Annotated in this window: 24 protein-coding genes and 1 pseudogene; 13 read left to right on the top strand and 12 right to left on the bottom strand. The window is 71.1% G+C overall.

What is annotated here, in order from left to right; genetic code table 11:
* The first annotated feature begins 39 nt into the window (after window positions 1–39).
* Window positions 40–279: a hypothetical protein gene (locus tag ACWDVB_RS34025; protein ID WP_451512875.1), complete on the top strand. Its 240-nt coding sequence runs from the start codon at window positions 40–42 to the stop codon at window positions 277–279.
* Here ACWDVB_RS34025 and ACWDVB_RS34020 read toward each other — a convergent pair.
* The 3 genes from ACWDVB_RS34020 to ACWDVB_RS34010 all read right to left on the bottom strand — a co-directional run bounded on the left by ACWDVB_RS34020 (window position 228) and on the right by ACWDVB_RS34010 (window position 4,285).
* Window positions 228–1,601, bottom strand: coding sequence for an extracellular solute-binding protein (locus ACWDVB_RS34020; protein WP_451512876.1), 1,374 nt, complete (start codon window positions 1,599–1,601; stop codon window positions 228–230). The two genes, ACWDVB_RS34025 and ACWDVB_RS34020, sit on opposite strands and share 52 nt — an antisense overlap.
* Before the next feature lie 168 nt (window positions 1,602–1,769).
* Window positions 1,770–2,453 (bottom strand): response regulator, encoded by a 684-nt coding sequence (locus ACWDVB_RS34015; RefSeq protein WP_451512877.1) that lies wholly within the window; start codon window positions 2,451–2,453, stop codon window positions 1,770–1,772.
* Window positions 2,450–4,285 (bottom strand): sensor histidine kinase, encoded by a 1,836-nt coding sequence (locus ACWDVB_RS34010; RefSeq protein WP_451512878.1) that lies wholly within the window; start codon window positions 4,283–4,285, stop codon window positions 2,450–2,452. The genes ACWDVB_RS34015 and ACWDVB_RS34010 overlap by 4 nt, the downstream gene beginning before the upstream one ends.
* A 375-nt stretch (window positions 4,286–4,660) precedes the next feature.
* Here ACWDVB_RS34010 and ACWDVB_RS34005 point away from each other — a divergent pair, with 375 nt between their 5' ends.
* Both ACWDVB_RS34005 and ACWDVB_RS34000 read left to right on the top strand, forming a co-directional pair.
* The gene (locus ACWDVB_RS34005) at window positions 4,661–6,037 is read left to right on the top strand and encodes a cation:dicarboxylate symporter family transporter (protein ID WP_451512922.1); all 1,377 of its coding nucleotides are present in this window, start codon (window positions 4,661–4,663) and stop codon (window positions 6,035–6,037) included.
* A gap of 94 nt (window positions 6,038–6,131) precedes the next feature.
* The gene (locus tag ACWDVB_RS34000; protein ID WP_451512879.1) at window positions 6,132–6,335 is read left to right on the top strand and encodes a hypothetical protein; all 204 of its coding nucleotides are present in this window, start codon (window positions 6,132–6,134) and stop codon (window positions 6,333–6,335) included.
* A 73-nt stretch (window positions 6,336–6,408) separates the two neighbouring features.
* Here ACWDVB_RS34000 and ACWDVB_RS33995 read toward each other — a convergent pair whose 3' ends face one another.
* Window positions 6,409–7,008 (bottom strand): TetR/AcrR family transcriptional regulator, encoded by a 600-nt coding sequence (locus ACWDVB_RS33995; RefSeq protein WP_451512880.1) that lies wholly within the window; start codon window positions 7,006–7,008, stop codon window positions 6,409–6,411.
* Window positions 7,009–7,175: 167 nt separating this feature from the next.
* Here ACWDVB_RS33995 and ACWDVB_RS33990 point away from each other — a divergent pair, with 167 nt between their 5' ends.
* Both ACWDVB_RS33990 and ACWDVB_RS33985 read left to right on the top strand, forming a co-directional pair.
* Window positions 7,176–8,852: an MFS transporter gene (locus ACWDVB_RS33990; protein ID WP_451512923.1), complete on the top strand. Its 1,677-nt coding sequence runs from the start codon at window positions 7,176–7,178 to the stop codon at window positions 8,850–8,852.
* Window positions 8,853–8,982: 130 nt separating this feature from the next.
* Complete coding sequence (locus tag ACWDVB_RS33985; RefSeq protein ID WP_451512881.1) at window positions 8,983–9,462, top strand: HIT family protein; 480 nt, start codon at window positions 8,983–8,985, stop codon at window positions 9,460–9,462.
* Window positions 9,463–9,514: 52 nt separating this feature from the next.
* On the opposite strand, the gene ACWDVB_RS33980 is transcribed toward ACWDVB_RS33985, so the two are convergent.
* From ACWDVB_RS33980 to ACWDVB_RS33970, 3 genes are all read right to left on the bottom strand, one after another.
* Window positions 9,515–9,745: a DUF397 domain-containing protein gene (locus tag ACWDVB_RS33980; RefSeq protein WP_451512882.1), complete on the bottom strand. Its 231-nt coding sequence runs from the start codon at window positions 9,743–9,745 to the stop codon at window positions 9,515–9,517.
* Window positions 9,746–9,862: 117 nt separating this feature from the next.
* Window positions 9,863–10,090: a DUF397 domain-containing protein gene (locus ACWDVB_RS33975; protein ID WP_451512883.1), complete on the bottom strand. Its 228-nt coding sequence runs from the start codon at window positions 10,088–10,090 to the stop codon at window positions 9,863–9,865.
* A gap of 4 nt (window positions 10,091–10,094) precedes the next feature.
* The gene (locus tag ACWDVB_RS33970; RefSeq protein ID WP_451512884.1) at window positions 10,095–10,976 is read right to left on the bottom strand and encodes a helix-turn-helix domain-containing protein; all 882 of its coding nucleotides are present in this window, start codon (window positions 10,974–10,976) and stop codon (window positions 10,095–10,097) included.
* Between the two features lie 322 nt (window positions 10,977–11,298).
* Between ACWDVB_RS33970 and ACWDVB_RS33965 the strand changes: the two genes are divergently transcribed.
* Together ACWDVB_RS33965 and ACWDVB_RS33960 are read left to right on the top strand one after the other, a co-directional pair.
* Window positions 11,299–11,736, top strand: a complete 438-nt coding sequence (locus tag ACWDVB_RS33965) for an ATP-binding protein (RefSeq protein ID WP_451512885.1) — start codon at window positions 11,299–11,301, stop codon at window positions 11,734–11,736.
* A gap of 316 nt (window positions 11,737–12,052) precedes the next feature.
* Window positions 12,053–12,655 (top strand): dihydrofolate reductase family protein, encoded by a 603-nt coding sequence (locus tag ACWDVB_RS33960; protein ID WP_451512886.1) that lies wholly within the window; start codon window positions 12,053–12,055, stop codon window positions 12,653–12,655.
* Here the strand turns inward: ACWDVB_RS33960 and ACWDVB_RS33955 are convergent.
* Window positions 12,557–13,462, bottom strand: a complete 906-nt coding sequence (locus ACWDVB_RS33955; RefSeq protein ID WP_451512887.1) for an alpha/beta fold hydrolase — start codon at window positions 13,460–13,462, stop codon at window positions 12,557–12,559. The genes ACWDVB_RS33960 and ACWDVB_RS33955 overlap by 99 nt on opposite strands.
* Before the next feature lie 85 nt (window positions 13,463–13,547).
* On the opposite strand from ACWDVB_RS33955, the gene ACWDVB_RS33950 reads away from it, so the two are divergent.
* A complete protein-coding gene (locus tag ACWDVB_RS33950; RefSeq protein ID WP_451512888.1) occupies window positions 13,548–14,498 on the top strand; it encodes a MerR family transcriptional regulator in 951 nt (316 codons plus the stop codon).
* Between the two features lie 61 nt (window positions 14,499–14,559).
* Here the strand turns inward: ACWDVB_RS33950 and ACWDVB_RS33945 are convergent.
* Window positions 14,560–15,516: pseudogene (locus tag ACWDVB_RS33945) on the bottom strand (glycoside hydrolase family 16 protein); the annotation flags it as partial.
* A 134-nt stretch (window positions 15,517–15,650) separates the two neighbouring features.
* On the opposite strand from ACWDVB_RS33945, the gene ACWDVB_RS33940 reads away from it, so the two are divergent.
* The 5 genes from ACWDVB_RS33940 to ACWDVB_RS33920 all read left to right on the top strand — a co-directional run bounded on the left by ACWDVB_RS33940 (window position 15,651) and on the right by ACWDVB_RS33920 (window position 20,595).
* Window positions 15,651–16,277 (top strand): mycothiol-dependent nitroreductase Rv2466c family protein, encoded by a 627-nt coding sequence (locus tag ACWDVB_RS33940; RefSeq protein ID WP_451512889.1) that lies wholly within the window; start codon window positions 15,651–15,653, stop codon window positions 16,275–16,277.
* 141 nt (window positions 16,278–16,418) lie between these two features.
* Window positions 16,419–17,309, top strand: coding sequence for an NAD(P)-dependent oxidoreductase (locus ACWDVB_RS33935; RefSeq protein WP_451512890.1), 891 nt, complete (start codon window positions 16,419–16,421; stop codon window positions 17,307–17,309).
* Between the two features lie 72 nt (window positions 17,310–17,381).
* A complete protein-coding gene (locus ACWDVB_RS33930) occupies window positions 17,382–17,774 on the top strand; it encodes a MerR family transcriptional regulator (RefSeq protein ID WP_451512891.1) in 393 nt (130 codons plus the stop codon).
* Between the two features lie 49 nt (window positions 17,775–17,823).
* Complete coding sequence (gene trxA, locus ACWDVB_RS33925; RefSeq protein ID WP_451512892.1) at window positions 17,824–18,156, top strand: thioredoxin; 333 nt, start codon at window positions 17,824–17,826, stop codon at window positions 18,154–18,156.
* 174 nt (window positions 18,157–18,330) lie between these two features.
* Window positions 18,331–20,595, top strand: coding sequence for a HelD family protein (locus ACWDVB_RS33920; RefSeq protein ID WP_451512893.1), 2,265 nt, complete (start codon window positions 18,331–18,333; stop codon window positions 20,593–20,595).
* Here ACWDVB_RS33920 and glgB read toward each other — a convergent pair.
* From glgB to ACWDVB_RS33905, 3 genes are all read right to left on the bottom strand, one after another.
* Window positions 20,570–23,029, bottom strand: coding sequence for a 1,4-alpha-glucan branching enzyme (glgB, locus tag ACWDVB_RS33915; protein ID WP_451512894.1), 2,460 nt, complete (start codon window positions 23,027–23,029; stop codon window positions 20,570–20,572). The genes ACWDVB_RS33920 and glgB overlap by 26 nt on opposite strands.
* Window positions 23,030–23,058: 29 nt before the next feature.
* The gene (locus tag ACWDVB_RS33910; RefSeq protein WP_451512895.1) at window positions 23,059–24,501 is read right to left on the bottom strand and encodes a maltokinase N-terminal cap-like domain-containing protein; all 1,443 of its coding nucleotides are present in this window, start codon (window positions 24,499–24,501) and stop codon (window positions 23,059–23,061) included.
* A gap of 118 nt (window positions 24,502–24,619) precedes the next feature.
* On the bottom strand, window positions 24,620–25,030 hold a 411-nt coding region (locus ACWDVB_RS33905; RefSeq protein WP_451512896.1), incomplete at its 5' end, for an alpha-glucosidase C-terminal domain-containing protein.

Genomic DNA, 25,030 nt, shown 5'->3' with positions numbered 1-25,030 from the left:
CACTCTCTGCGGGGACGCGGGGCGCGGGGACGCGGGGTGGTGAGGGCGGGTGACGGCGGGGTGCGGGAGGTGCGGGCGGTGCGGGAGGTGCGGGCGGTGTGGGACTCGGGGCTCCCCCCGGCTCCAGCCCCGAACCTCGCCCTCGCCCTCGCCCTCGCCCTCGCCCTCGCCCTCGCCCTCGCCCTCGCCCTCGCCCTCGCCCTCGCCCTCGCTCTCGCCCTCGCCCCCTACTTCTTCGTGACCTCGCCGTCCGTCGCCGACTCGACCTCCTCGTCGTAGGCGCGCGCCGCCTCCTCCACCGAGCTGTCGCCCGTCGTCACCGACTCCATCGCCTCCTGGATCGCCGTGGAGACCTTCGGGTACGCGGGGTACGCGGGCCGGTAGTGCGTCGAGGCGACCAGGTCCGTGAAGAACTTGATGCCGGGCTGTGCCTTCACGTACGAGGGGTCGGCCGCGACGTCCTCGCGGACCGCGATGCCGGAGTTGGCGACGTACCACTTTTTGGCGTTGGCCTTGGTCTGCATCGTCTCGATGAACTTGAACGCCAGGTCGGGGTTGCCCGCCTTGGAGGGGATCGCCCACGTCCAGCCGCCGGACATGCTCACCTTGCCGGGCGCCTGGCCGTGCTGCGTCGGCATGGCGGCGAGGCCCAGCTTCCGCGACCACTCCGGCCACTCGTGGCCGGCGCCCTCGCCCCAGTCCTGGGGGAGCCAGGAGCCGTCGAGGGCGATGCCCAGCTTGCCCTCGGGCAGCAGCTCACCGCGTACGCGCGTCGCGAAGTTGGGATCGAGCGCGTCGGAGACGTCGGGGCCGAGCTTCTCCTCGTAGACCGTCTCCACGAAGTTCAGGGAGTCCTTGAAGCCCTTGCTGCCCGTGACCCATTTCTTCGCCTCCGGGTCGTACAGGGGGTCCTTGCCCGTGCCGTACGCGAGCATCTGGAAACCCTGCATCGCCGCCGCCTCACCGGCCGGCTTTCCGGTGTAGACGTTCAGGGGGGTGACGCCCGGGACCTTCTCCTTGATCGCGCGGGCCGCGTCGAGGACCTCGTCCCAGTTCTTCGGCTGCCAGTCCGCCGACAGGCCCGCCTTCTTGAAGATCGCCTTGCTGAACCAGAGGCCGCGCGTGTCCGTGCCGTCCGGCACGCCGTACGTCTTGCCGTCGGCCGCCTTCGCCGCCGTCTTGGCCGTGTCGATGAACTGATCCCAGTCCTTCCACTGGTCCAGGTACGGGTCGAGCGGCTTCAAGTACCCGCTGGTGATGTCCGAGTTGATGAGGAACGTGTCCTCGTACACCAGGTCGGGCGCGGTCTTGGGGGAGCGCAGCATCTGCTGCAGCTTGGTGTAGTACTCGGAGTCCGGTGCCTTGATCGGCACCAGCTTGACCTTCTTGCCGGGGTTCGCCTTCTCGAACTGCTTCTTGATGTCCGCCAGATAGGTGTCCATGACCCTGATCTCGTTGTCCGTGGACTGCTTGAACGAGATCTTCACGGTGTCGGGGTCGTCGCCGGAGCCGCCGCCGCACGCGGTGAGGGTGCCGGCGGCCAGCAGGGCGGTGGCGGTGGCGGTGGCGGTGAGGAGCAGCGGGGTGGTGGTGGGACGCACGGGCACGACCTCCTACAACGCGGGGTTGCGACGCGGGGCTGCCCGGTGAACGTAAGGGCGTGCTCGGAGCAAGGTCAATGCCCTTGCCACGGATGGGCGTTGGCGCTCGTCGTCAACGTGACAACGTTGTTATAGGACGTACGTCCATCGGGGGCCGCCCGTGGGATGTCACTCCGTCGCGGTGAGCCACCGGTAGACCAGTTCGGGGCGCCCGACATGGCCGTACTGGGGGCTGCGGGCCGCGCGTGCCGTGTCGACCAGGTGTTCCAGGTAGCGGCGCGCGGTGATGCGGGACAGGCCCGCCGACTGGGCGGCGGCGGTGGCGGTCAGGCCGTCGGGGGCGGCCCGCAGGGTGCGGATGACACGTTCGAGGGTGGGGCCGCTGAGGCCCTTCGGTAGCACGACGGGGCCGGGCGCGCGCAGTGTGGCGAGCGCGCGGTCCACCTCGTCCTGGCCGGTGGCCTCGCCCTCGGCGGCGGCTGTGCGGAACTCGGCGTAGCGGGTCAGGCGGTCGCGGAGGGTGGCGAAGGTGAAGGGCTTGAGGACGTACTGGACGACACCCAGGGACACGCCCTCGCGGACCACCGCCAGATCGCGGGCCGACGTCACCGCGATCACGTCCGTCGGGTGGCCCGCGGCGCGCAGGGAGCGGGCCAGCTGGAGGCCGTGCCCGTCGGGCAGGTGCAGATCCAGGAGGATGAGGTCGACGGGGCCGCGGTCGAGGACGCGGCGGGCCTCGGCGGCGGAGCGGGCGGGCTTGGCCAGGGCTTCGAAGCCGGGGACGCGGTTGACGTAGAGGACGTGGGCGTCCGCCGCGACGGGGTCGTCTTCGACTACGAGTACGCGGATCACTGGGTGCCGTCTCTCTGGCCGGTGCGCTGGGTCGGGGCTCGTCCTGTCGTGCTTCGGGTCCGGACTCGGCCTGCCGTGCTTCGGGCGACGCCCTCTTGCTCGACGGCCTCTTGGTCGACGACCTCTTGATCGGGACCCTCTTGATCGGCATCCGGCACCGTGGACACAGCGGCAACGGCAACGGCAGCGGCAGCGGCACCGTCGCCCCCCGCCGGAGGAGCCCCCCTCGTCGTCAGTGTCACCTCGAACTCCGCGCCGCCCTCCGCCGACTGCCGTACGGAGAGCACGCCGCCGTTCCTCGTCACCGTCTGGTGGACCAGGGCCAGGCCGAGGCCGCGGCCCGTGGACGCCTTCGTCGACCAGCCCCGTTCGAAGACCGCGTCCCGCAGCGCGGGGTCGACGCCGGGGCCCGTGTCCGAGACGCGCAGGAGGAGGCCCGCCCCGTCCGCCCGTGCCGTCACCGTGACCCGCGCCGCCGGTGAGCCCTGTGCCGCGTCGACCGCGTTGTCGATGAGGTTGCCGAGGACGGTCACCAGGTCACGGGAGGACAGGGACGCCGGAAGCATGCCGTCGTCGATGCTGCTGTCGTCCGAGACGACGAGCTCCACGCCGTGCTCGTTGGCCTGCGCCGCCTTGCCGAGGAGCAGCGCCGCGAGGACCGGCTCGCTGACGGCGGCCACCACCTGGTCGGTCAGCGCCTGGGCCAGCTCCAGTTCGGCGGTGGCGAAGTCGACGGCCTCGTCCGCGCGGCCCAGTTCGATGAGGGAGACCACCGTGTGGAGGCGGTTCGCGGCCTCGTGGGCCTGCGAGCGCAGCGCCCGCGTGAAACCCCGCTCCGAGTCCAACTCGCCTGCCAGCGCCTGGAGTTCCGTGTGATCGCGCAGGGTGACCACCGTGCCCTTGCGCTCGCCGCCCGTCACGGGGGAGGTGTTGACGACGACCACGCGGTCGGCCGTCAGATGCAGCTCGTCCACCCGCGGTTCGGAGGCGAGCAGCGCCCCTGTGAGCGGCGCGGGCAGCCCCAGCTCCGCGACGTTGTGCCCGACCGTGTCACCGGAGACGCCGAGGAGTTCCCGGCCCGCGTCGTTGATCAGCGCGATCCGCCGCTGTCCGTCGAGCATCAGCAGTCCCTCGCGCACCGCGTGCAGCGCCGCCTCGTGATAGTCGTGCATGCGGCTCAGCTCGGCCGCGTTCATGCCGTGGGTGCTGCGGCGCAGGCGGGCGTTGATGACGTACGTACCGATGCCACCGAGGACGAGCGCCGCCGCGGCGACACCGAGCAGCGCGAGGAGCTGGCCGCGCGCCTTGGCGGTGATCTCCTCGATGGTGATGCCCGCGCTGACCAGGCCGACGATCCGGCCGTCGCCCGCCTCGCCCGCCCGGATCGGTGTGACCACGCGTACGGACGGGCCGAGCGTCCCCGTGTACGTCTCCGCGAAGGTCTTCCCGCGCAGGGCCTGCGCCGTGTGGCCGAGGAAGCGCTCGCCGATGCGCCGCTCGTCGGGGTGGGTCCAGCGGATGCCGCGCGGGTCCATGATCGTGACGAAGTCGACGCCGGTGTGCCGCTGCACCCGGGTCGCGTACGGCTGGAGCTCCTCCGACGGGTCGTCGCGGCGTATGGCGTCTCGTACCGAGGGGGAGTCCGCGACCGCCCGCGCCGCCGCGGTCGCCTGGTGGCGCGCGCCGTCCTCCGCCTGGTGCTTGTCGCTCAGATACGTGAAGAGCGCGCACCCGGCGACCACGGCCGTGACCAGCACGATCTGCATCGCGAAGAGCTGGCCCGCCAGGCTGCGCGGCAGACGGCGACGGCGGGGCGGGCGGGTGCGGGACATGGTGCCAGTCTGCCTCTTCGCACAAGCGGCCAGCTCGGCGCGGACTGGCGGCCGGTTCGGCGCGGGACCGGCGGTCTATGAGTGCGAACGAAATGAACGTAAGGGTGACCGCCCTCACAGAGCGGGAGATAGTCGCCGGGATCGCCCAGGACGTGAGCCGCACGCACTGCAGGCGCCACCGCCGGGCACGGGCATCACGCGTCACGCGTCACCCATGACGCACCCGCGTAACGCATCACGCGTAACGCACCACGCGTAACGCACCACACGTCACCCATAACGCGTCACGCACCGCACCGCACCGCCAGGCACCACAACCACAACGCCGACGTCGTCGTTCAAGGAGGGCCCGTGACCAGCACGGCCGACCCGCACATGGCACCCGCAGCCAAGCGGGACCGCACGCACTACCTCTACATCGCCGTCATCGGCGCCGTGCTGCTCGGCATCGCCGTCGGCTTCATCTGGCCCGACTTCGCCAAGGAGCTGAAGCCGGTCGGCACCGGCTTCGTGAACCTGATCAAGATGATGATCTCGCCGATCATCTTCTGCACGATCGTTCTCGGCGTCGGCTCCGTCCGCAAGGCCGCGAAGGTCGGCAAGGTGGGCGGGCTCGCGCTCGCCTACTTCGTCGCGATGTCCGTCGTCGCGCTCGCCATCGGCCTCCTCGTCGGCAACATCCTCCACCCGGGTTCCGGCATGGACCTCACCGAGTCGGTGAAGGGCGCGGGCCACACCGCGGCCGACTCGGCCGACGAGGGCCTCGTCGACTTCGCGCTCGGCATCATCCCGACCACGCTCGTCTCCGCCTTCACCCAGGGCGAGGTGCTGCAGACGCTGCTCGTCGCACTGCTCGTGGGCTTCGGACTGCAGGCCATGGGGCGCTCCGGCGAGCCGGTGCTGCGCGGCATCGAGCACATCCAGAAGCTCGTCTTCCGGGTACTCGGCATGATCATGTGGGCCGCTCCCGTGGGGGCGTTCGGCGCGATGGCCGCCGTCATCGGCGAGACCGGCGTCGACGCGCTCAAGGCACTCGCCACGATCATGATCGGGTTCTACGTCACCTGCGCCCTGTTCATCGTGATCGTGCTCGGCACGCTGGTGCGCGTGGTGGCCGGGGTCAACCTCTTCAAGCTCCTGAAGTACCTGGGCCGCGAGTTCCTGCTGATCCTCTCCACCTCCTCCTCGGAGTCCGCGCTGCCGCGGCTCATCGCGAAGATGGAGCACCTGGGGGTCAGCCGCCCGGTCGTCGGCATCACCGTCCCGACCGGCTACTCCTTCAACCTCGACGGCACGATGATCTACCTGACCATGGCCTCGCTCTTCATCGCCGACGCCATGGACCAGCCGCTCGGCATCGGCGAGCAGATCTCGCTGCTCCTCTTCATGATGATCGCGTCCAAGGGCGCGGCGGGCGTCTCCGGCTCGGGCATCGCGGTCCTCGCGAGCGGCCTCCAGTCGCACAAGCCCGGCCTGGTCGACGGCGTCGGCCTGATCATCGGCGTCGACCGCTTCATGAGCGAGGCCCGCGCCCTCACCAACTTCGCGGGCAACGCGGTGGCCACGTTGCTGATCGGCACGTGGACCAAGGAGGTCGACAAGGAGCGGGTCACGGCGGTCCTCGCCGGTCAGCTTCCGTTCGACGAACGTACGTTGGTCGATGACGGGCACGGCCCGGAGGCACCGGAGGCTGCGGCTTCCGTGCCGGAGCGGCGGAGCGAGGGCGGCAAGGAGCCGGCGAAGGTGCACTAGCCGACTCCATCAGCCCCAGGTCATTGCTCTTACGCTCGAAGTTGACGTATCCGGCTCGCTGTCCGCCCTCGCGGTACACCAGGGACTGACCAAGGTGTACGTCGGTCATGTCCACCGGACCGACGGAATCGCGGCGCTCGCCGAGCTGCCGCTGCTGGACGAAGTCACGTTCGGGACCTGCGGCCCGCTCGACCTGACACCCCTGGCGCCTCTGGAGAGGGTGCGCGTCGAGCTCTACAACTGCCCGCAGGTCTCCGGCCTCGACCTCTTCCTACCGGAGCGACTGTCCGTCGACTGAGTCGACAGGGGGCCGGGCCGGTGCTACGGCAAACCGGCGCTACGGCAGGACCGGTGCTACGACAGGACCGGCGCTACGGCAGAGCCGCGATGATCTGACGGGTCCGGTCCACGGGGACGCCCGCCGAGAGCAGTGCCGTGGACGCGGCGGCGCGGCCCGCGTCCCCCGGGTCCAGGAGGCCGTCGTTCACGGCCTCCATCAGGCCGAAGAGCTGCTGCTCATGGACGTACGCGAGGGCGGCGGGCGGCAGTGACGACGTGAACGAACCGTCTGCCAAGCCGACGCGCAGCACATTCACGCACTCCTCGCGGACCGGGGCGAGGCGCTGTCTGATGCCCTCCATCGCGACGCTGCGCTGCGCGAGGCCGACGAGGAGGCGGTAGCCGTCGGCGATCTCCCAGACGGCGACCATCGAGTGGGCGATCGACTCGGCGGGGTCGTCCGACTGCGCCCGCCCGGCGGCGTGGGCGGCGGCGACCGCCTCGACCGCGCCGTCGATGAGCGCGCCGATCAGGGCCTCCCGGCTGGGGAAGTGCCCGTACACGGTCCTGCGCACGACTCCCGCGGCCCGCGCGATCTGGTCCATGGACGCGTCCGGATCGCGGAGGAGCTCGGCGAGGGCGACCTCCAGGATGCGGCGGCGGTTGGCGTCGGCTCGGCTCATGGGCTCCATTCTGCACGCGCGCGACGGGGGGCAGGCCGCGACCGTTTTGCACAGCTGTGTGCAATGACGTAAATTGCACACGAGTGTGTAATTGCACAGTGCTGTGCATGGTCATCGCACTGGCGGAGCAGGACGTACAGCAGCAGGGAAAGGGTGAGACTTCGGTGGCTCTACTCATGAAGCAACCGGTCGAGGAGATGAAGCAGCCGTACGCGCGCCGCTGGTGGGCGCTGGGGGTGCTCTGCCTGAGCCTGCTGATCATCGTCATGGCGAACACGGCGCTGACCGTCGCCGCGCCCGACATGACCAAGGACCTCGGCCTCTCCAGCTCCGACCTCCAGTGGGTCATCGACGGCTACACCGTCCCGTACGCGGCGCTGATGCTGCTGCTCGGTGCCATCGGCGACAAGTACAGCCGGCGCGGCGCGCTCGTCCTCGGCCTCGTCGTCTTCGGCGCCGGATCGGTCGCGGGCTCCCTGGTCGACAGCTCTACGGGCGTCATCGCGGCCCGCGCCGTGATGGGCTTCGGCGCGGCCATGATCATGCCGGCCACGCTGTCGCTGCTCGCCGCGACGTTCCCGAAGGGGGAGCGGGCCAAGGCCATCGTGCTGTGGACCGCCACCGCCGGGCTCGCGATCGCCGCGGGGCCGCTGGTCGCGGGCGCGCTCCTGGAGGACCACGGCTGGGCGTCGACCTTCCTGATCAACGTGCCGGTGGCCGCCCTCGCGATCGTCGGCGCCTTCGTGCTGATCCCGCCGTCCAAGGCCGGGCACCACGACCGGATCGACTACGTCGGCGGGCTGCTCTCCGTCGTCTGGACCGGCGCGCTGGTCTACATGATCATCCAGGGGCCGCACTTCGGCTGGGACGCCAAGGCGATCTCCGCGGCGGTCGTCGCGGGCGTGGGCCTGCTGGCCTTCGTCGCCTGGGAGCTGCGCCACCCCCACCCCATCCTGAACGTCCGCCGCTTCCTCGACCGCCGCTTCGCCGGTTCGAACCTTGCGGTGGCGCTGTTCTTCCTCGCGGTCTTCGGCGCGTTCTACTACCTGACGCAGCACCTGCAGTTCGTGCTCGGCTACAACCCGCTGGAGACGGGCGTACGCATGCTGCCGCTCGCCGGCGCCGTCTTCGTCGGCTCGGCGCTCACGGGTTTCCTGACGCCGCGCATCGGCATGAAGATCACTGTGACGGCGGGCATGGTCGCGGGCACGGTGGCGCTGGCGCTCCTGACGCGGGTGGACGTCTCGTCCTCGTACGCGGACTTCGTGGCCCCGCTGATCATCCTGGGCCTGGCCATCGGCCTCGCGCTCTCGCCCTGCACCGACGCGATCATGGGCGCGTTCCCCGAGTCGGAGCTGGGCGTCGGCGGCGCGGTCAACGACACGTCACTGGAGCTCGGCGGCTCGCTCGGCATCGCCATCCTCGGCTCGGTCCTGGCCAGTTCGTACTCCTCGAACCTCGCGGACGCGGCTTCCTCCTCCGGGACGAAACTGCCGAACGGCACGCTGGCCACCGCCCAGGACTCGGTCGGCGCGGGCTACGCGGTCGCCCAGGGCATCGGCGACAAGGCGCACGCGGCGGCGGAGAAGGCGGCCCACGCGGGCTCGCAGCAGCAGGCGGCCCAGCTCAAGGGGCAGGCCGAGCAACTCGCCCAGGGTGCGCACCAGATGGCCGACTCGGTGGGCTCCGCGTTCTCCGACGCGGTGTCCCACACGAGCCTGGTCGGCGCGGTGATCCTGGGCGTGGGAACGGTCCTGGTGGCGGTGCTGCTGCCGAGGAGGCGGGGCGGTGCGGAGCCTGCGGCCGCCATGGAGCAGCCTGAGCGCGAGGAGGCCGCGGCCGGCGGCCGGTAGAGGCGCTGCGTCGTGCTGCCCCCTGCCCCTTCCTGACCCCCCGAAGGCCCCGGTAACGTCCAAGTTGCCGGGGCCTTCGGGGCGTCACCCATGCCGGTGAGGCTGATGGAGGCGAGGAAGGGGATGAGGCATGGTGAGCGAGCCGGTGCGTACCGCTGCCGTCGACTGCATGGCCTGCGCCCTGGCCGACGGCTCCCTCCCCCTGCCGGGTGGCACCCTTCTGCGTACCGCCCACTGGACCGTCGAGCACTGCGTAGGGCCGCTCGGAGTCGGGACGTTGCTGGTCAAGCCGTTGCGGCATGTCACCGGCGTGCATGAACTGACGCCCGAGGAGGCCGCCGAGTCGGGACCGCTGCTCGCCCGCGCGGCCGCCGCGGTCCGCGTCTGCGTCGAGGACTGCGAGCAGGTGTACGTCTGCCTCTGGTCCCACGCCGGTCGCACCCCCGGGCACCTCCACTTCGTCGTACAGCCCGCCCGTACGGCCGACATCGACCGACACGGCGGCGCGTACGGGCCCGCGCTCCAGGCGGCGATGTTCGACGCGGGCGAGCGGCCTGACCCGGACGCGGTGGAGGCGTTCTGCGAGCGGGTGCGGAAGGCCCTCGCCTGACCTTCACTCTGTCGAGGTCGCCTTCGGTCGCGTCGCGCGTGTCGTCAGGTCGTCAGGTGGTCTGGTTGTGGCTGACGTGCGTCACGAATGATGACCAGGTCGAGGGGTGGAGGAGTAGCGCGGGACCGTGGGGGTTTTTGGAGTCGCGTACGGCTATGGAGGGGTGGGGGGTGGCGGTGAGGTCGGCGACCTCTACGCAGTTCTGGCCGGTGCCGTCGCTGTACGACGCCTTGAACCACCCGGCATCGGGGGCGAGTTTGGAGGCTGTGGGACGAGCTTTCATGGACTACAGCTCTCGTTCTGGTCGCTTCAGGAAATCAGCGCGTCTCGGGCGGTAGGGCCTCAACCTTTCGAAGCTCCAGGTCGGGGGTCTGCCGATGTCGTCTTCGGTCGTGTGTCGTCAGGTGGTCTGGTTGTGGCTGATGTGCGTCACGAATGATGACCAGGTTGAGGGGTGGAGGAGCAGTGCGGGGCCGTGGGGGTTTTTGGAGTCGCGTACGGCTATGGAGGGGTGGGGGGTGGCGGTGAGGTCGGCGATCTCTACGCAGTTCTGGCCGGGGTCGCTGTAGGAGGACTTGAACCAGGTGCCCTCGGTGGCGAGTCCGACCATGGGGAGGTGAGTATTCATGGGCCTACAGCTCTCGTTCCAGTCGATGCAGATACTCAGGTGTGTCCTCGGGAGGCAACGCTGATGCTGCCATGGCGTCGAATCGGCGGTTGAACCGGTCGACTTCACGCGGCTTGTCCGAGGTGGAGACAGAACCCCAAGCGCTGTCGGCCTGAACGCGTGGCGGCAGCGCGTTGCCGAAGTCGAGAAGTGCGAAGTCATTGGTGGAGCGGTAGCTCCGGCGGAACGGCAGAACTTGGATGGTGACGTGGTCCCAGCCCGACAACTCCTCGATCCTTCCGTACTGTTCGCGCATCACATCGGCGTCGCCGACCACGTACCGCAGTGCGGCCTCGCCGAGGATGACATGGAGCTTGACGGGATGCTTCCGGGTGAGCACCTCCTGGCGCTTCATCCGCAGCTCCACGCTACTTCGGATGAACTCGGTCGTGTACTCCTCGATCGGCTTGTGCAGCTCGTGCGTCGCGCGCGCGTATCGCTCGGTCTGCAGCAGGCCGTACACCACTGTCGGGTGGTACGCCTTCATGGCGCGTGCCTCGGGTTCGAGACCAACGAAGCCCGGCATCCCCGCTGGCATGAGGCCTCGGTACTGGGTAAGCCAATCCTGTGTGCTGGATTCCCGGTTGAGACTGATCAGCGATTCGATGATGGTCTCGTCGGTGACTCCGTACCTGTCCAGGAGCTTGCGTAGGTCTCCCACGTTCCGGAAGTTCAGGGCGCCTGCCTCGATGCGCTGGAGCGAGGCTTCGGAGATGCGCAAGCCCTGCGCCGCCTGGCGGCGCGTGAAGCCGCCCCCTCGGTCACCGAGCGCGCAGTTCTCGCGCAACTGGCGCAGTTGGAGACCGAGTTCTAGTCGTTGTGCTGTCCGCCCACGTTTGGCCGCCATGTGCACCGCCTATGTGCCGTCGTACAGGTTGCGTGGTGGCATGTGCTGAGTCTGGCATCAAGAGTGCAGCTCCGGCAGCCCCTTGTGCAGATCTGGGCATAGTCCGTTTTCTAGCTTGCTGATTAATCAGCTGGGTTTCGATTGAAGTCGAACGGCGACCTCCGTCACGGTGATTGGGCAACACTCACACCGGCGAGGGGCCCACCCCGCGCCCCCTGAGAGGGTCCCGCTCATGCCCCACGCAGACGCTTCTCCCACCCCCGCCCCCAATCCCACCTCAACCGGTCAGCACCCCACCCATGACTGGTGCATGGGATACCCCATGGCCCCCGCTTCCGTCCGCCTCGCCCGTCTCCAAGCCCGTCGGAGGCTCACGGCCTGGCGGTGGTCGGGCGATGTCGACGACGCCGTGCTCGTCGCCTCCGAGTTGCTCGCCAACGCCGTGCGCCACGGCAGGGTCGCCGGCCACCACGCATGGCTGCGTCTCGCCGTGGCCGAGGGGGCGGGACTTGTCGTCGATGTCTCTGATCCGGTGCCGGTGTTCCCGGGGTTCGAGCGGCGCGTCGGTGCTGCTGCCGATGGCGGCGGGGAGAGCGGGCGGGGCCTGATCGTGGTGCGGGGGCTCGCCGAGGAGTTGGGGTGGTTTCCGCGTGCGGATGGCGGCAAGACCGTGCGTGCCCGGCTTGCCGAAGCGGGCGGGTCCGCTCCGGCGTCCGCTTCATGCCGCGCCCTGCGAGAAGTAGTTGCGGAAAATCGTTGACACTACTCCAGGTGAAGTACTACGTTCTAACCACTTCAGTCAGAGTGCAACGAGTGACGCGCTTCCCGGCGCACCCGATGAGGAGTGGAATGCGAACCCGGTCCGCCGCCCTTCAGTCCCGAAACGCTCCGTCCCACCGCCCCTTCCCGCAGCCCGCCAAGCCCCGTTCCGTGCCGCGGCCCCGGCCGCTTCCCAAGCCGGGCAGCCGCAGCTGAGCGGCCGCGGCGGCCACCCAGGCCTCCCGATCGACCAGAACCAGAACCAGAACCAGAAGCAGCGCCAGAACCGGTACCACGACCGCTTCCCAGGAGCCCCCATGCGAAAGCTCGTCTACTTCATCGCCGTCAGCCTCGACGGGTTCATCGCCGGGCCCGACGGCTCCGACCCCACCGGCCCCGACGGCTTCTGGCCGATCGGTCAGGACTACGTCCAGCACCTCGCGGAGACGTACCCCGAGACCCTGCCGGCCCCGGCCAGGCAGGCCCTCGGCATCACCGCCGAAGGGTCCCACTTCGACACGATCCTGGAGGGCCGCAGGACGTACATGATCGGTGTGGATGCCGGGCAGCCCAACTGCTACCCGCACCTGCGGCACCTGGTCTTCAGCCGCACCCTCACCGAGGCCCCCGACCCCGGCATCGAACTCGTCGCCTCCGACCCGGTCGAGAGGGTGCGGGAGCTGAAGCGCGAGGAAGGCAAGGACGGCAAGGACATCTGGCTCTGCGGTGGCGGCGAACTGGCCGGCGTGCTGCGGGACGAGATCGATCGTCTCGTCGTCAAGATCGGCCCGCTGACGCTCGGCTCGGGCACGCCCTTGTTCTCACAGAAGACCACCTTCGACCCGGTCCTCTACGAGCGGACGGACGCCGTCCTCCTCGACAGCGGCACCGTCTTCCTCACCTACGACAAGCAGAGCTGACGTACGGCTGTCGGCCGAGCCGAGGCGGCGGCCCTCTCCCGCCGCCGCCCTCAGCAGTACGTCGGACAGTTCGTCGGGGGTGGACAGCATCGGCCAGTGCCCGGTCGCCAGTTCGAAGAAGGTCGCCCTCGGGTCGGTGAGGTGCTGGACGAGCGGCAGCCCCGACGCCACGAGGGCTTCGAGCGTGGCGATGTCCGTCGTCCCGCCGGTGGTGCAGAAGACGCCGGTCGTGGGAAGGGCGGCGACCGCGTCCGAGACGCGCAGCTTCCGCGTGGCCGTGCCGAGCGGCATCGGCGAGGCCAGGCGGGCGATCCGGGCCAGCCCGTCGGGGGAGACCCCCGCGAGGTTCCCGTGCGCCCGCCACTCCTCGGAGGTCGGCGCGGGGACCCGCCAGCCGTCCTCGGCCCGCGCCACCATGCCGAGCATCCGCTCGCGGGCCGCCCCGGCCGGCATCAGCTCCCGCACCTGGTCGAGCATGGAGTAACCGTCCTGCGGCAGCGGCGAGTCCAGGTGGACCAGGCGGGCGATCCGCTCAGGGCGCCGGTCGGCGGCGCCCGCGGAAGGGTAGATGCCGTAGCAGTAGCCGACGAGGACGACCTCGGGCGCGTCGACGTGGTCGATCGCCTGGACCACGTCCTCGATGTGCGTCTCCAGGTCCGTCCCCGGGCCCGCCAGATGGCGGCGGTCCCCCAGGCCGGTCAGCGTCACCGTGTGCACCTCGGCCCCCGACTCGCGCAGCCGGGCCGCCACGTCCCGCCAGATCCAGCCGCCCGTGTGACCGCCCGACACCAGCACGAACACCGCCATGATTCCTCCAGATCGAGAGGCCGGGCCGATCACCCCGCCGCGCTCGCACGTACGCTAGGAGCTCCCCCTGAGGGAGGTTCAAGTCGTGCCGGAAGACGGCAAGTGGAGCATCGGGCAGCTCGCCGAGCAGGCCGGCGTCACCGTCAAGACCGTCCGCTTCTACTCCGACCGCGGGCTGCTGCCCGAAGCCGCCCGCAGCGGCGGCGGGCACCGCCGCTATGGACCCGAGGCGCTCGAACGGCTGCGCCTCATCCGTTCCCTGCGCGGCCTCGACCTGCCGGTCCGTGACGTCAGCCGGGTCCTGGACCAACAGGACGCGCTGGAGGACGTCGTCGAGGGGCAGTTGCGCGACGTCGGTACGCGGCTGACCGCCCTGCGCTGGCGGGAGGCCGCGCTGCGCCTGCTGCGCGACTGTTCCGCCGAGGAGCGGGCCGAGCGGCTGCGCCTGGTCGGGGCGCTCTCCGCGCCGCCCAGCACGGCCGCGCTCGCACGGTTCTGGCGGCGCTGGCTGCCCGCGCGGCTGCCGGCCCGGGTGGCCTCCGCGGTCGTCGAACAGGCGGTCCCGCAGCTGCCCGACGACCCGGCCCCGGCGCAGGTGCTCGCCTTCGCACGGCTGCACGCGTTCGTCTCCGACTCCTGCTTCGACTCGGGCCCGCGGACCGGAACCCGCCACGGCCAGCCCGAAGTTCACCTGTCCGGCAAGGGGTACCGCCCCGCCGTGCTCTACGAAGGTCTCCCCGACGCCTTCGTGCTCGCCTCGGCCCAGCTGCGGGCGGGCCGCGCGCCGCACCGCGGCGAGGCGCTCGACTGCTTCGTCACCGCCCACGCCGCCGCCCTCAACGCCCGCGACACCGCCGACTTCCGCCGCGGACTCGGCCGCATGCTCGCCGCCGAGCCCCGCATCGACCACTACTGGCAGCTCACCGCCGAGGTCGTCAGCCCACCGCAGGGACCGCCCGAGCCGACGCCGGGCGCCGCGGACAACTGGCTCCGGGCAGCCCTGCTCACCTCCACCGAACACAGGAACAGCTCTTAAAACACGTACGACACCCTCTGGCCCCCGCCACCCCCGGCTGCCCGCGCACCGCGCGCTACGGCCGCGTCCACACCGCCACGCGGTCGATCACCATGGCGTGGCCCGGTTCCGTCGCGGGCGTCGGCGTGGCGCGGCCCGCGACGCCGTTCGGGAACGCGCCGCCCATCGCCACGTTCAGCAGGATGAAGTACCCCTCGTGGGAGGTGATGTCGGTCCACGTCCTCGCCGAGAAGCGGTCCTGGCTGAGGGTGTGGAACCGCTCACCGTCCACATACCAGCGCAGCTGGTTCGGCGTCACCGAGCGGTCCCACTCGAAGCGGTACGTGTGGAACGCCGACTGGCAGCTTGCGCCCGGGCAGGGACGGCTGGCGCCCAGGCCCTGGGTCTCGTCGCAGTCGCCGCCCGGGTTCACGCCGCAGTGCAGCACACCCCAGACCGCGTTGACGCCGTTCACGTTCTCCATGACGTCGAACTCCCCGACGGAGGGCCAGTTCTGGTAGTTCCCGCGGTAGGGCGAGCCGAGCGCCCAGAACGCCGGCCAGTAGCCGAGCGCCGCGTCACCGGTGACGTCCGGCATCCGGATGCGCGCCTCGATGGCCAGCGTGCCGCCCTCCGAGGCCTTGAAGTCGGTGCGCTTCGACTCGATCCGGGCCGAGGTCCACTTGCCCGACGCGTCCCGGCGCGGGGTGATCCTCAGGTTGCCTGCTCCGTCGGTACTCAGGTTGTCCGAGGAGTTCGTGTACTCCTGGATCTCGCCCGTGCCCCAATCGGGCGGACCGCCCGGGTAGTTGTGCCCGAGGTCGACCTGCCAGTCGTCGGCGGAGGGCCCGGCGCCCGCGGGACCGTTGAAGTCGTCGCTCCACTTCAGTGACCAGCCGGGCGCGGACGGCGGCACGTCGCCGCGCGCCGTACCGGGCAGCATCAGCGTCCCGAGCAGGCCGACGGCGGCCAGAGCGGCCAGAGCGGCCAGGAGGGGGGCCGTGCGGGTGGGGGCCGTACGGGTGCGGGCCGTGCTCATCAGGCACCTCCGTGGGGGGCGGGAGTGTGGCGGTGAGAGCGCTCTCAGAGTGGTGCTGCTGGTTTTGTAGTTGTGGCCGGGCAGCGCGTCAATGGCATCGGCGCATCAACTTCCTGAAGGCGTACGGTGGTTGAATGACCGGCACCGAGGAACGCGGGATCCGTGGAGTGGGCGTCGACTTCTGGTTCGACCCCGTCTGTCCGTACACCTGGATCACCTCGCGCTGGCTCCGCGAGGTGGAGCGGGTGCGGGACGTCACCGTGCGGTGGCGGGTGATGAGCCTGGCCGTCCTCAACGAAGGGCTGGAGGTCGACCCGGAGGACCCCGGGGGGCTGTACGGGGAGTACATGAAGGCGCACGGCCGCGTGTGCGCCGCGGTGCGCGAACGGCACGGGAACGACGCGCTCGGGCGGTACTTCGACGCCCTCGGACAGCGCGTCCACGAGCGGCAGGACTGGACGGGCATGACGGCGGCGCTCGCCGAGGCGGGGCTCCCGGCGGACCTGGAGGCCGTGGCGATGACCACGGAGTACGACGCGGTGGTACGGGCCTCGCACGAGGAGGGCACCGCGCTGGTCGGCGAGGACGTCGGCACGCCGGTGCTCGCCGTCGACGGCGTCGGGGCGGTGTTCGGCCCCGTCGTGTCACCGGCTCCCCGGGGCGAGGCGGCGGGGCGGCTGTGGGACGGCGTGGTGCTGATGGCCGGAGTGGAGTGCTTCTACGAGTTCAAACGGGCGTACGGAGATCTGGACTTCGGCTGACGTCACGTACGTGGTCACCGCGCCCTCGGGACACCCCGCACCACCCGCACCGCCCGGCCCGCCTTGCTTACCTTCTGGTGAGTACCTGACTAAATAGTCGGTACTTGTGAGGAGTTGGGCCCCGGCCCAACGATGGGGAGCATGACCACTGATCGACACACACCCCCCTCCGTCACCGTCCTCGGCCTCGGCTCCATGGGACAGGCCCTCGCCGGCGCCTTCCTGAACGCAGGACACCCCACCACCGTCTGGAACCGCTCGCCCGGCAAGGGCGACGAGCTCGTCGCCCGCGGGGCCGTCCGCGCCGCCACCCCCGCCGACGCGGTCCGCGCCGGTGAGGTCATCGTCGTCTGCGTCCTCGATTACGACGCCGCCCAGGCGATCCTCGACCAGGTCGCCCCCGCCGACCTCGCCGGACGGCTGCTCGTGAACCTCACCTCCGACACCCCGGAGCGCGCCCGAGAGGCAGCCGCCCGCGCCGCGGACCTCGGCGTCGACTATCTGGACGGCGCGGTCATGGTGCCGGTGCCGATGATCGGCACACCGGACGGGCTGATCTTCCACAGCGGTGCGCGGGCCGCGTACGAGAAGTACGAGGAGACGCTCAAGGCGCTCGGCGGGCAGAGCGCCTACGTCGGCGAGGACCACGGTCTCGCCGCCGTCTACGACAACTCCGTCCTGGACTTCTTCTGGACCGCCATGCACGGCCTGGTGCACGGGTTCGCCCTCGCCGCCGAGGACGGCGTGAAGGCCGCCGCCCTCGTCCCCTACCTGAAGGCCAACGTGGCGCTCCTGGAGAGCGTCGTCGAGGCCACGGCCGCCGAGGTCGACGCGGGCACCTACCCCGGGGTCCTGGACAACCTCGCCATGGAGGCCGAGGGCATCGAGCACATCGTCCACGCCGCCGAGCACCGCGGCCTGGACGCCTCCGCGCTGCGCGGGGTCCTCACGGCGGCCCGCAGGGCGGTCGACCTCGGGCACGGCGCCGACACCTGGACCTCGACGATCGAGGGCATCCGCAAGCCGGCCTGACCACCCCCGCGGAAGAACCCCCGCCCAAGAACCCCTGGCCTTCACGCCGACGTCAAGGATTACCGTCAAGGCATGCGAATCGGCGAGCTCGCGGCGCGCGCGGGGACGACCACGCGGACGCTGCGCTACTACGAGTCCCGCGGGCTGCTCCCCGCGCGGCGTACCGGCAACGGCTACCGCACGTACGACGAGGACGACGTGCGGCTCCTGGAGCAGATCAGGACGCTCCAGGACTTCGGGTTCGACCTGGAGGAGACCCGGCCCTTCGTGGAGTGTCTGCGCTCCGGCCATCCGGAGGGCGACTCGTGCCCCGCGTCGCTCGCCGTGTACCGCCGCAAGCTCACCGAACTCGACGCGCTGATCGGCGAGTTGAACGCGGTGCGCGCACAGGTCGGCGCGCAGTTGACACGCGCCGAGGCGACGCTCGAAGGCGGCCCCGAGCCGCGCTGCGAGATGACGGGATGACCTGGATGAACCGGGTGACCCGGATGACGTGGATGAGGAGAGTGGTGAAGTGAAGGCAGCAGGTGTGGCCGAGGTGACGGACGCGGACTTCGAGGGGGAGGTGCTGCGCGAGGCGGACCGCCCCGTGCTCGTGGAGTTCACGGCGGACTGGTGCGGCCCGTGCCGGCAGCTGGCGCCGGTCCTGAGTGAGCTGGCCCGCGAGGAGGCGGACCGGCTGAAGATCGTACAGCTGGACGTGGACCGCAGCCCGGAGACCGCCATCGCGTACCAGGTGCTCTCCGCACCGACCATGATCGTGTTCCGGGGCGGTGAGCCCGTGAAGCAGATGGTGGGCGCGCGGGCCAAGCGGAAGCTCCTCGCGGAACTGGCCGACGTGCTCTGAGACCGGCGCGGCACAGAGAAATACCCCGGGCGAATTGACGTCCGGGGTATTTCTCTGCGTATATTGGATTCTTTCGCGAAGCCTTGTCCATTTAGGCTGTCCGCTTAGCCATTCAGACAGGGCGGCGGTTCACGAGAAGCTTTATACGAGCACTGTAACTGGCAAGGGGCTGAATTGTCAACCGAGGAATTGCGGGAAGAGCAGCAATTCGTCTCCGGGCTGTACGCGCGCCTGGACGCGCTGCGCGAGGAGGCCGAGGCGGCCGTGCAGACGTCGTTGTCGCAGGTGGGCACCGGTCTCCAGGCGCGCCTTGAGCGTGATGTGCTGGTGGCGGAGCAGTCCGGCCTGCTCGCCGCCTTCGACACGGGGGAGAACGGTCTCTGCTTCGGCAGACTCGAATTCCGCGACGGCCGTGATCACCACATCGGCCGCATCGGAATCCGCGACGCCGATGCCGAGCGCACCCCGCTCGTGATCGACTGGCGTGCCGATGTCGCGCGCCCCTTCTATCTGGCGACGGGCCATATGCCGATGGGTCTTCGCCGGCGCCGGCACATCACCACCAAGGGGCGCGAGGTCACCGATCTGCACGACGAGATCCTCGACCTCGGCGACACGACCCGCACCGGCCACGAGGGCGCCGACGCCGACGAGGTGCTGCTCGCCGCGCTCGACTCGGCGCGCACCGGCCGCATGCACGACATCGTGCGGACCATCCAGGCCGAGCAGGACCGCATCATCCGCGCCCCGCACCGCGGCGTCCTCGTCGTCGAGGGCGGCCCCGGCACCGGCAAGACGGTCGTGGCGCTGCACCGCGCCGCGTTCCTGCTCTACGCGCACCGCGAGCTGCTCGCCAAGCGGGCCGTGCTGATCGTCGGCCCGAACCCGGCGTTCCTCGGTTACATCGGCGAGGTGCTGCCCGCGCTCGGCGAGACGGGCGTCCTGCTGTCGACGGTCGGCGAGCTGTTCCCCGGCGTGACGGCGACCGGCACCGACAGCCCCGCGGCGGCCGAGGTGAAGGGCCGCGCCGAGATGGCGGAGGTGCTCGCCGATGTCGTGCGCGACCGGCAGCAGATCCCCGAGCCGGGCGAGCCGCTGGTCATCGCGCACGACGACGGCGACCTGATCCTGGACTGGACGATCGCCTACGAGGCGCGGGAGGCCGCCCGCGACGCGGACGTGCCGCACAACCTGGGACGCCCCTACTTCGCGTTCCGGATCATCGACGCGCTGACCGGTCAGCTAGCCGAGCGCATCGGCGCCGACCCCTACGGCGGCCCCAACTTCCTGGGCCCCGACGACATCGCCCAGCTCGGCAAGGCCATCGCGGCCAGCCCCGAGGTCCACGCGGCCATCGAGGAGCTGTGGCCGACGCTGACCCCGCAGGACTTCGTCACCGACTTCCTCCAGGAGCCGACGCGGCTGAGCGAGGAGGACGCGGAGACGATCCGACGCCCGCGCGGCGCGGCCTGGACGCCCGCCGACATCCCGCTGCTCGACGAGGCGGCCGAACTGCTCGGGCACGACGACAGCGCCGAGCTGGCGGCGGCCGAGGCCGAGCGGGCCAGGCAGATCGCGTACGCGCAGGGCGTCCTCGACGTCTCGCGCGCCTCACGGACGTACGAGTTCGAGGACAAGGACGAGGACGACGCCGAGGTCCTGCTCGCCCACAACATCATCGACGCCGAGCGGATGGCCGAACGGCAGGAGGAGGCCGACCACCGCAGCGCCGCCGAGCGCGCGGCGGCCGACCGCACCTGGGCCTTCGGGCACATCATCGTCGACGAGGCGCAGGAGCTCTCCGCGATGGCGTGGCGGCTGCTCATGCGGCGCTGCCCGACCCGCTCCATGACGCTCGTCGGCGACCCGGCGCAGACCGCCGAGGCGGGCGGCTGCGGCTCGTGGGAGAACATCCTGCGGCCGTACGTCGAGGACCGCTGGGAGTACACCCGCCTCGCCGTCAACTACCGCACCCCGGTGGAGATCATGGACCTGGCCGCCGAGGTGCCGCGCGCCGCCGGGGACCCCCACTTCCGGCCGCCCAGCTCGGTGCGGTCCACGGGCGTACGTCCCTGGGGGCGCCGCGCCGACGACCTCGCCGCCGCCGTGGCGGACGCGGTGGCGGCCGAGACCCGGGACGAGGGCCGCCTCGCGGTGATCGCCCCGCGCGACCTCCACCAGGAGATCGCCGCACAGCTCCCCGGAGTGACGGCCGGGGAGGCCCCGGACCTGACGCGGCCGGTCGTACTGATCGACCCGCGTCAGGCGAAGGGCCTGGAGTTCGACACGGTCCTGGTCGTCGAACCGGCGCGCTACGGCGCGAGCGACCTGTACGTGGCCCTGACCCGGGCCACGCAGCGGCTCGGCGTCCTGTACGCCGAGGAGCTGCCCGCCGCGCTCAAACAGGTCGCGCTCAGACAGGTCGCAGCCACACCGTAGCCAGCGGTGGCAGGGTCAGGCGCAGGGACGCGGGGCGGCCGTGCGATGCCACCGGCTCCGGCTTGAGGGGGTCGGGGTTGGTGATGTCGCTGCCGCCGTAGCGGGCCTCGTCCGTGTTCAGGACCTCCTGCCAGGCCGCGAACTCGTCCGGCACGCCGAGGCGGTAGGCGTGCCGGACGACCGGTGAGAAGTGGCAGACGGCGAGCAGCGGGGCCCCTTGCGTGTCGTAGCGCAGGAAGGCGAAGACGTTGTCCTGGGCGGCGTCGCCGTCCACCCAGGCGAAGCCGCCGGGGTCCGTGTCGCGCTGCCACAGGGCGCCCTCGCGCCGGTAGACGGTGTTCAGGTCGCGGACGAGATCCCGTACGCCCCGGTGGTCGGGCTCCGCGCCGTACGCCGGGTCGAGCAGCCACCAGTCGGGTCCGTGCCCCTCCGACCACTCGGCGCCCTGCGCGAACTCCTGGCCCATGAAGAGGAGTTGCTTGCCGGGGTGGGCCCACATGAAGCCGAGATAGGCGCGGAGGTTCGCGCGCTGCTGCCACCAGTCGCCGGGCATCTTGGAGACCAGCGACCGCTTGCCGTGGACGACTTCGTCGTGCGAGATGGGCAGGACGTAGTTCTCGCTGTACGCGTACACCATCGAGAACGTCATCTCGTTGTGGTGGTGCTTGCGGTGCACCGGCTCCTTGGAGACGTAGCCGAGCGAGTCGTGCATCCAGCCCATGTTCCACTTCAGGCCGAAGCCGAGGCCGCCGAAGCCGCCCGGACCCTCGTGGTGGGTGGCCCGGGTCACGCCGTCCCAGGCCGTCGACTCCTCGGCGATGGTGACGACGCCGGGATTGCGCCGGTAGACGGTGGCGTTCATCTCCTGGAGGAAGGCGACGGCGTCGAGGTTCTCGCGGCCGCCGTGCACGTTCGGCGTCCACTGGCCGTGCTCGCGGGAGTAGTCGAGGTAGAGCATGGAGGCGACCGCGTCGACGCGCAGGCCGTCGATGTGGAACTCCTCGCACCAGTAACTGGCGTTGGCGACGAGGAAGTTGCGTACCTCCGTGCGGCCGTAGTCGAATTCCAGGGTGCCCCAGTCGGGGTGCGCCGCGCGGCCCGGGTCCTCGTGCTCGTACAGGGGCCGCCCGTCGAACTCGGCGAGTGCCCAGTCGTCGCGCGGGAAGTGCGCGGGCACCCAGTCCATCAGGACGCCGATCCCGGCGCGGTGCAGCGCGTCCACCAGGTACTTGAAGTCGTCGGGGGTGCCGAGGCGGGCCGTCGGCGCGTAGAAGCCGGTGACCTGGTAGCCCCAGGAGCCGCCGAAGGGGTGCTCGGCCACGGGCATCAGCTCGACGTGGGTGAAGCCCAGGTCGGAGACGTAGGCGGGCAGCTGCTCGGCAAGTTGACGGAACGTCAGTCCGGGTCGCCAGGAGGCGAGGTGGACCTCGTACACCGAGAACGGCGCCTCGTGGGCGGGCCGTTCGGCGCGTCGTGTCAGCCACTCCTCGTCGTGCCACTCGTGGTGCGATTCGTGTACGACCGAGGAGTTCGCGGGCGGGGCCTCCGTGCGGCGGGCCAGCGGGTCCGCGCGCAGCGTCTTGGAACCGTCGGGCCGCGTGATCTCGAACTTGTACAGCTCGCCCTCGCCGACGGTCGGCGCGAACAGCTCCCAGACGCCGGTTCCGCCGAGCGAACGCATCGGGAAGCCGGTGCCGTCCCAGAAGTTGAAGCCGCCGATGACCCGCACACCGCGGGCGTTCGGCGCCCACACGGTGAAGCGGGTGCCGGTCGCGCCCTGGTGGATCATCGGCCGGGCGCCGAGCGCGTCCCACAGCCGCTCGTGCCGGCCCTCACCGATCAGATGCAGGTCCAAGTCGCCGAGCGAGGGCAGGAAGCGGTACGCGTCGTGGATCTCCAGCTCCGCCTCCTCGTACGTGAGGTGGAGCCGGTAGTCCTCGGGCGCGATCCCCGTCGGCAGCACCGCGGAGAAGAACCCGTCGCCGTCGTCGTGCAGCTCGGCGCGGAGGTCCCCTGCGACCACGGCGACCGCCTTGGCGTACGGCCGCAGCGCCCGGAAGGCCGTGCCGCCCGGGACGGGGTGGGCGCCGAGGACGCCGTGCGGGTCGTGGTGGGTGCCGTCCAGGAGGCGGACGCGGTCCTCTTCCGGCACGGGGGACGCGGCGACGGCGGGGGCCGGAGGTGTCTTCACGGCCGCTTTCGCGACCGTCTTCGCGGCCGCCTTCCGCGTGGTCCTCGGGCTCTTCGCGGTCTTGGCCGCCTTTGCCGCCTTGGCCGCCTCGGCTGTCCCGCCCGTCGTCTTCTTCTGGGCCGGTGTCTTCCGCGGGCCCGTCGGGGCGGGCGTCTGTTCGGCGGGGTCCGGTTCCGGGGTGCGGGGCGCGGGCGGGGAGGGGGCGGGGGCTTCGGCAGACGGCTTGCGGGGACGGGGGGCCACAGGAGAGGCCTCCTTCCGGAAGAGGGTGGTCAGTGGGCGGCGTCGGCGGAGCCGTCCCCGGCGAGACGCCGGGCCGCGGCCAGGGGGACGGGGAGCCAGTCGGGGCGGTGACGGGCCTCGTAGAGCACCTCGTAGACCGCCTTGTCCGTCTCGTGGGCGCGCAGCAGCACCGGATCCGTGCGCGGGTCGCGGCCCGCGACGTCCGCGTACCCGACGCAGTACGCGGCCCGGCAGTCCGCGGCCCACCGCGAGGCCCACGGTTCGGTGGCGCACGCCGCGTAGTCGAAGGAGCGCAGCATGCCCGCGACATCGCGGACCGGCGGCTGCGGCAGGCGGCGCTCGGCGAGCGGACGCGCGGGCTCGCCCTCGAAGTCGATGAGCGACCAGTGGCCGTCGGGCGAGCGCAGGCACTGCCCGAGGTGCAGGTCGCCGTGGACGCGCTGCGCGGTCCACGACTGGCCTTCGCCGCCGAGGTCGGCCAGCGCCTCGAACGCGGTGAGCAGCCCCGGGGCGTACGGCCGCAGCGCGGGGACGGCCTGCGCCGCCGCCGCGAGGCGCTGGGCCATGCCGTCGGCGATGAGTTCGACCTGGGCCCGGCCGAGGGTGACGGTCGGCAGCGCGGCGGCGAGCGCCGCGTGCACCTCGGCCGTGGCGCGGCCGAGCGCCCGCGCCTCGCCGGTGAAGGACTCGCCCTTGTCGATCATGCGCAGGGCGAGCTCCCAGCCGTCCTCCGCGGCGGCCAGATAGGGCTGGAGCACGCCGAGACCGCAGGCTTCGTCCGCCGTGGCCGCGCCGGACGCCAGGTCGGCGAGGAACCACGCGGCGGGGGCGGGTACGCGTGCGCAGCCCTGCCGGGCGAGCTGGAGCGGGAGTTCCAGGTCGGGGTTGACGCCGGGCACGACGCGGCGGAAGAGCTTCAGGATGAACGTATCTCCGAATATGACGGAGGAGTTGGACTGCTCGGAGGCCAGCAGGCGCGGGGCGAGGCCCGAGGGGATGCCCGTGCTCATGTCGCGTTCGAAGCGGAGTGGGCCGTGCCGGCCCGGCATCCGCAGCCGCTCCAGGAGCAGCGCGGAGAGCCGTGGGTCGTGCAGCGCCTCGTACACCGTCTGACCGGCGAGTGGGCCCTCGGTGACGTGCCCGATGAGGGCGGGCGCCAGCTGCGGCGGGAGGGTGCGGCGTACGCCGATCAGCAACTGGTAGCAGTCGGCGGGCCGTTCGGCCGCCGCGCCGCCCAGGGGGGCGTCCTGCGCGGGGACGATCGGCTGGCGGACCCGCAGCAGCAGGTGGAGCAGGCCCGCCGGGGAGCTGCGCGGCAGGAGTTCGGTAACCGCCACCGGTTCGAAGGCGCCGATCGGGCGGCCCTTCCCGGCGAACCACCGCTGCCGGGGCAGCCACTCGCGCAGCAGCGGGTCCAGCGAGGCGAGCAGCGCCGTGGCGTGCGCGGTGGGGCGGGTGGCGGCTTCCGACATGGCGTCGCGTCCTTTCCGCGGGGCGGACAAGGCAGAGTGCGGGAGTGCCGGCTGTGCGTAGGAGTGCCCAGGGCGGGGCGGCGGAAACCGCCCCGTGAGGGCGTCGCGCGGCTGGATCCTACGACGGTTCCTCGCGCAGCCGGAACCAGTAGAAGCCATGCCCCGCCAGGGTGAGGAGGTAGGGCAGTTCGCCGATGGCCGGGAAACGCACCCCGCCGATCAGCTCCACGGGATGGCGTCCGTTGAAGGCTTGTAGATCGAGTTCGGTGGGCTGCGCGAAACGCGAGAAGTTGTGCACGCACAGCACGAGGTCGTCGTCGGCGTCCTTCTCCGTCGGGGGTGCTTCCCGGAGGAAGGCGAGGACGGCGGGGTTGGAAGAGGGGAGTTCGGTGTAGGTGCCGAGGCCGAAGGCGGGGTTCTGTTTGCGGATCTCGATCATCCTGCGGGTCCAGTGCAGGAGGGAGGAGGGGGAGGACATGGAGGCTTCGACGTTGGTGACCTGGTAGCCGTAGACGGGGTCCATGATCGT

The organism is Streptomyces sp. NPDC003379 (assembly GCF_053589195.1).
This window is presented reverse-complemented; position numbering and strand designations above follow the sequence as displayed.

Bases quoted from the DNA above. Each gene is read 5' to 3' on its own strand.
- ACWDVB_RS34010 (WP_451512878.1), bottom strand. From the start codon at position 4,285: ATGTCCCGCACCCGCCCGCCCCGCCGTCGCCGTCTGCCGCGCAGCCTG.
- ACWDVB_RS34005 (WP_451512922.1), top strand. From the start codon at position 4,661: ATGGCACCCGCAGCCAAGCGGGACCGCACGCACTACCTCTACATCGCC.
- ACWDVB_RS33995 (WP_451512880.1), bottom strand. From the start codon at position 7,008: ATGGAGCCCATGAGCCGAGCCGACGCCAACCGCCGCCGCATCCTGGAG.
- ACWDVB_RS33990 (WP_451512923.1), top strand. From the start codon at position 7,176: ATGAAGCAACCGGTCGAGGAGATGAAGCAGCCGTACGCGCGCCGCTGG.
- ACWDVB_RS33985 (WP_451512881.1), top strand. From the start codon at position 8,983: ATGGTGAGCGAGCCGGTGCGTACCGCTGCCGTCGACTGCATGGCCTGC.
- ACWDVB_RS33980 (WP_451512882.1), bottom strand. From the start codon at position 9,745: ATGAAAGCTCGTCCCACAGCCTCCAAACTCGCCCCCGATGCCGGGTGG.
- ACWDVB_RS33975 (WP_451512883.1), bottom strand. From the start codon at position 10,090: ATGAATACTCACCTCCCCATGGTCGGACTCGCCACCGAGGGCACCTGG.
- ACWDVB_RS33970 (WP_451512884.1), bottom strand. From the start codon at position 10,976: ATGGCGGCCAAACGTGGGCGGACAGCACAACGACTAGAACTCGGTCTC.
- ACWDVB_RS33965 (WP_451512885.1), top strand. From the start codon at position 11,299: ATGGCCCCCGCTTCCGTCCGCCTCGCCCGTCTCCAAGCCCGTCGGAGG.
- ACWDVB_RS33960 (WP_451512886.1), top strand. From the start codon at position 12,053: ATGCGAAAGCTCGTCTACTTCATCGCCGTCAGCCTCGACGGGTTCATC.
- ACWDVB_RS33955 (WP_451512887.1), bottom strand. From the start codon at position 13,462: ATGGCGGTGTTCGTGCTGGTGTCGGGCGGTCACACGGGCGGCTGGATC.
- ACWDVB_RS33940 (WP_451512889.1), top strand. From the start codon at position 15,651: ATGACCGGCACCGAGGAACGCGGGATCCGTGGAGTGGGCGTCGACTTC.
- ACWDVB_RS33935 (WP_451512890.1), top strand. From the start codon at position 16,419: ATGACCACTGATCGACACACACCCCCCTCCGTCACCGTCCTCGGCCTC.
- ACWDVB_RS33930 (WP_451512891.1), top strand. From the start codon at position 17,382: ATGCGAATCGGCGAGCTCGCGGCGCGCGCGGGGACGACCACGCGGACG.
- ACWDVB_RS33910 (WP_451512895.1), bottom strand. From the start codon at position 24,501: ATGTCGGAAGCCGCCACCCGCCCCACCGCGCACGCCACGGCGCTGCTC.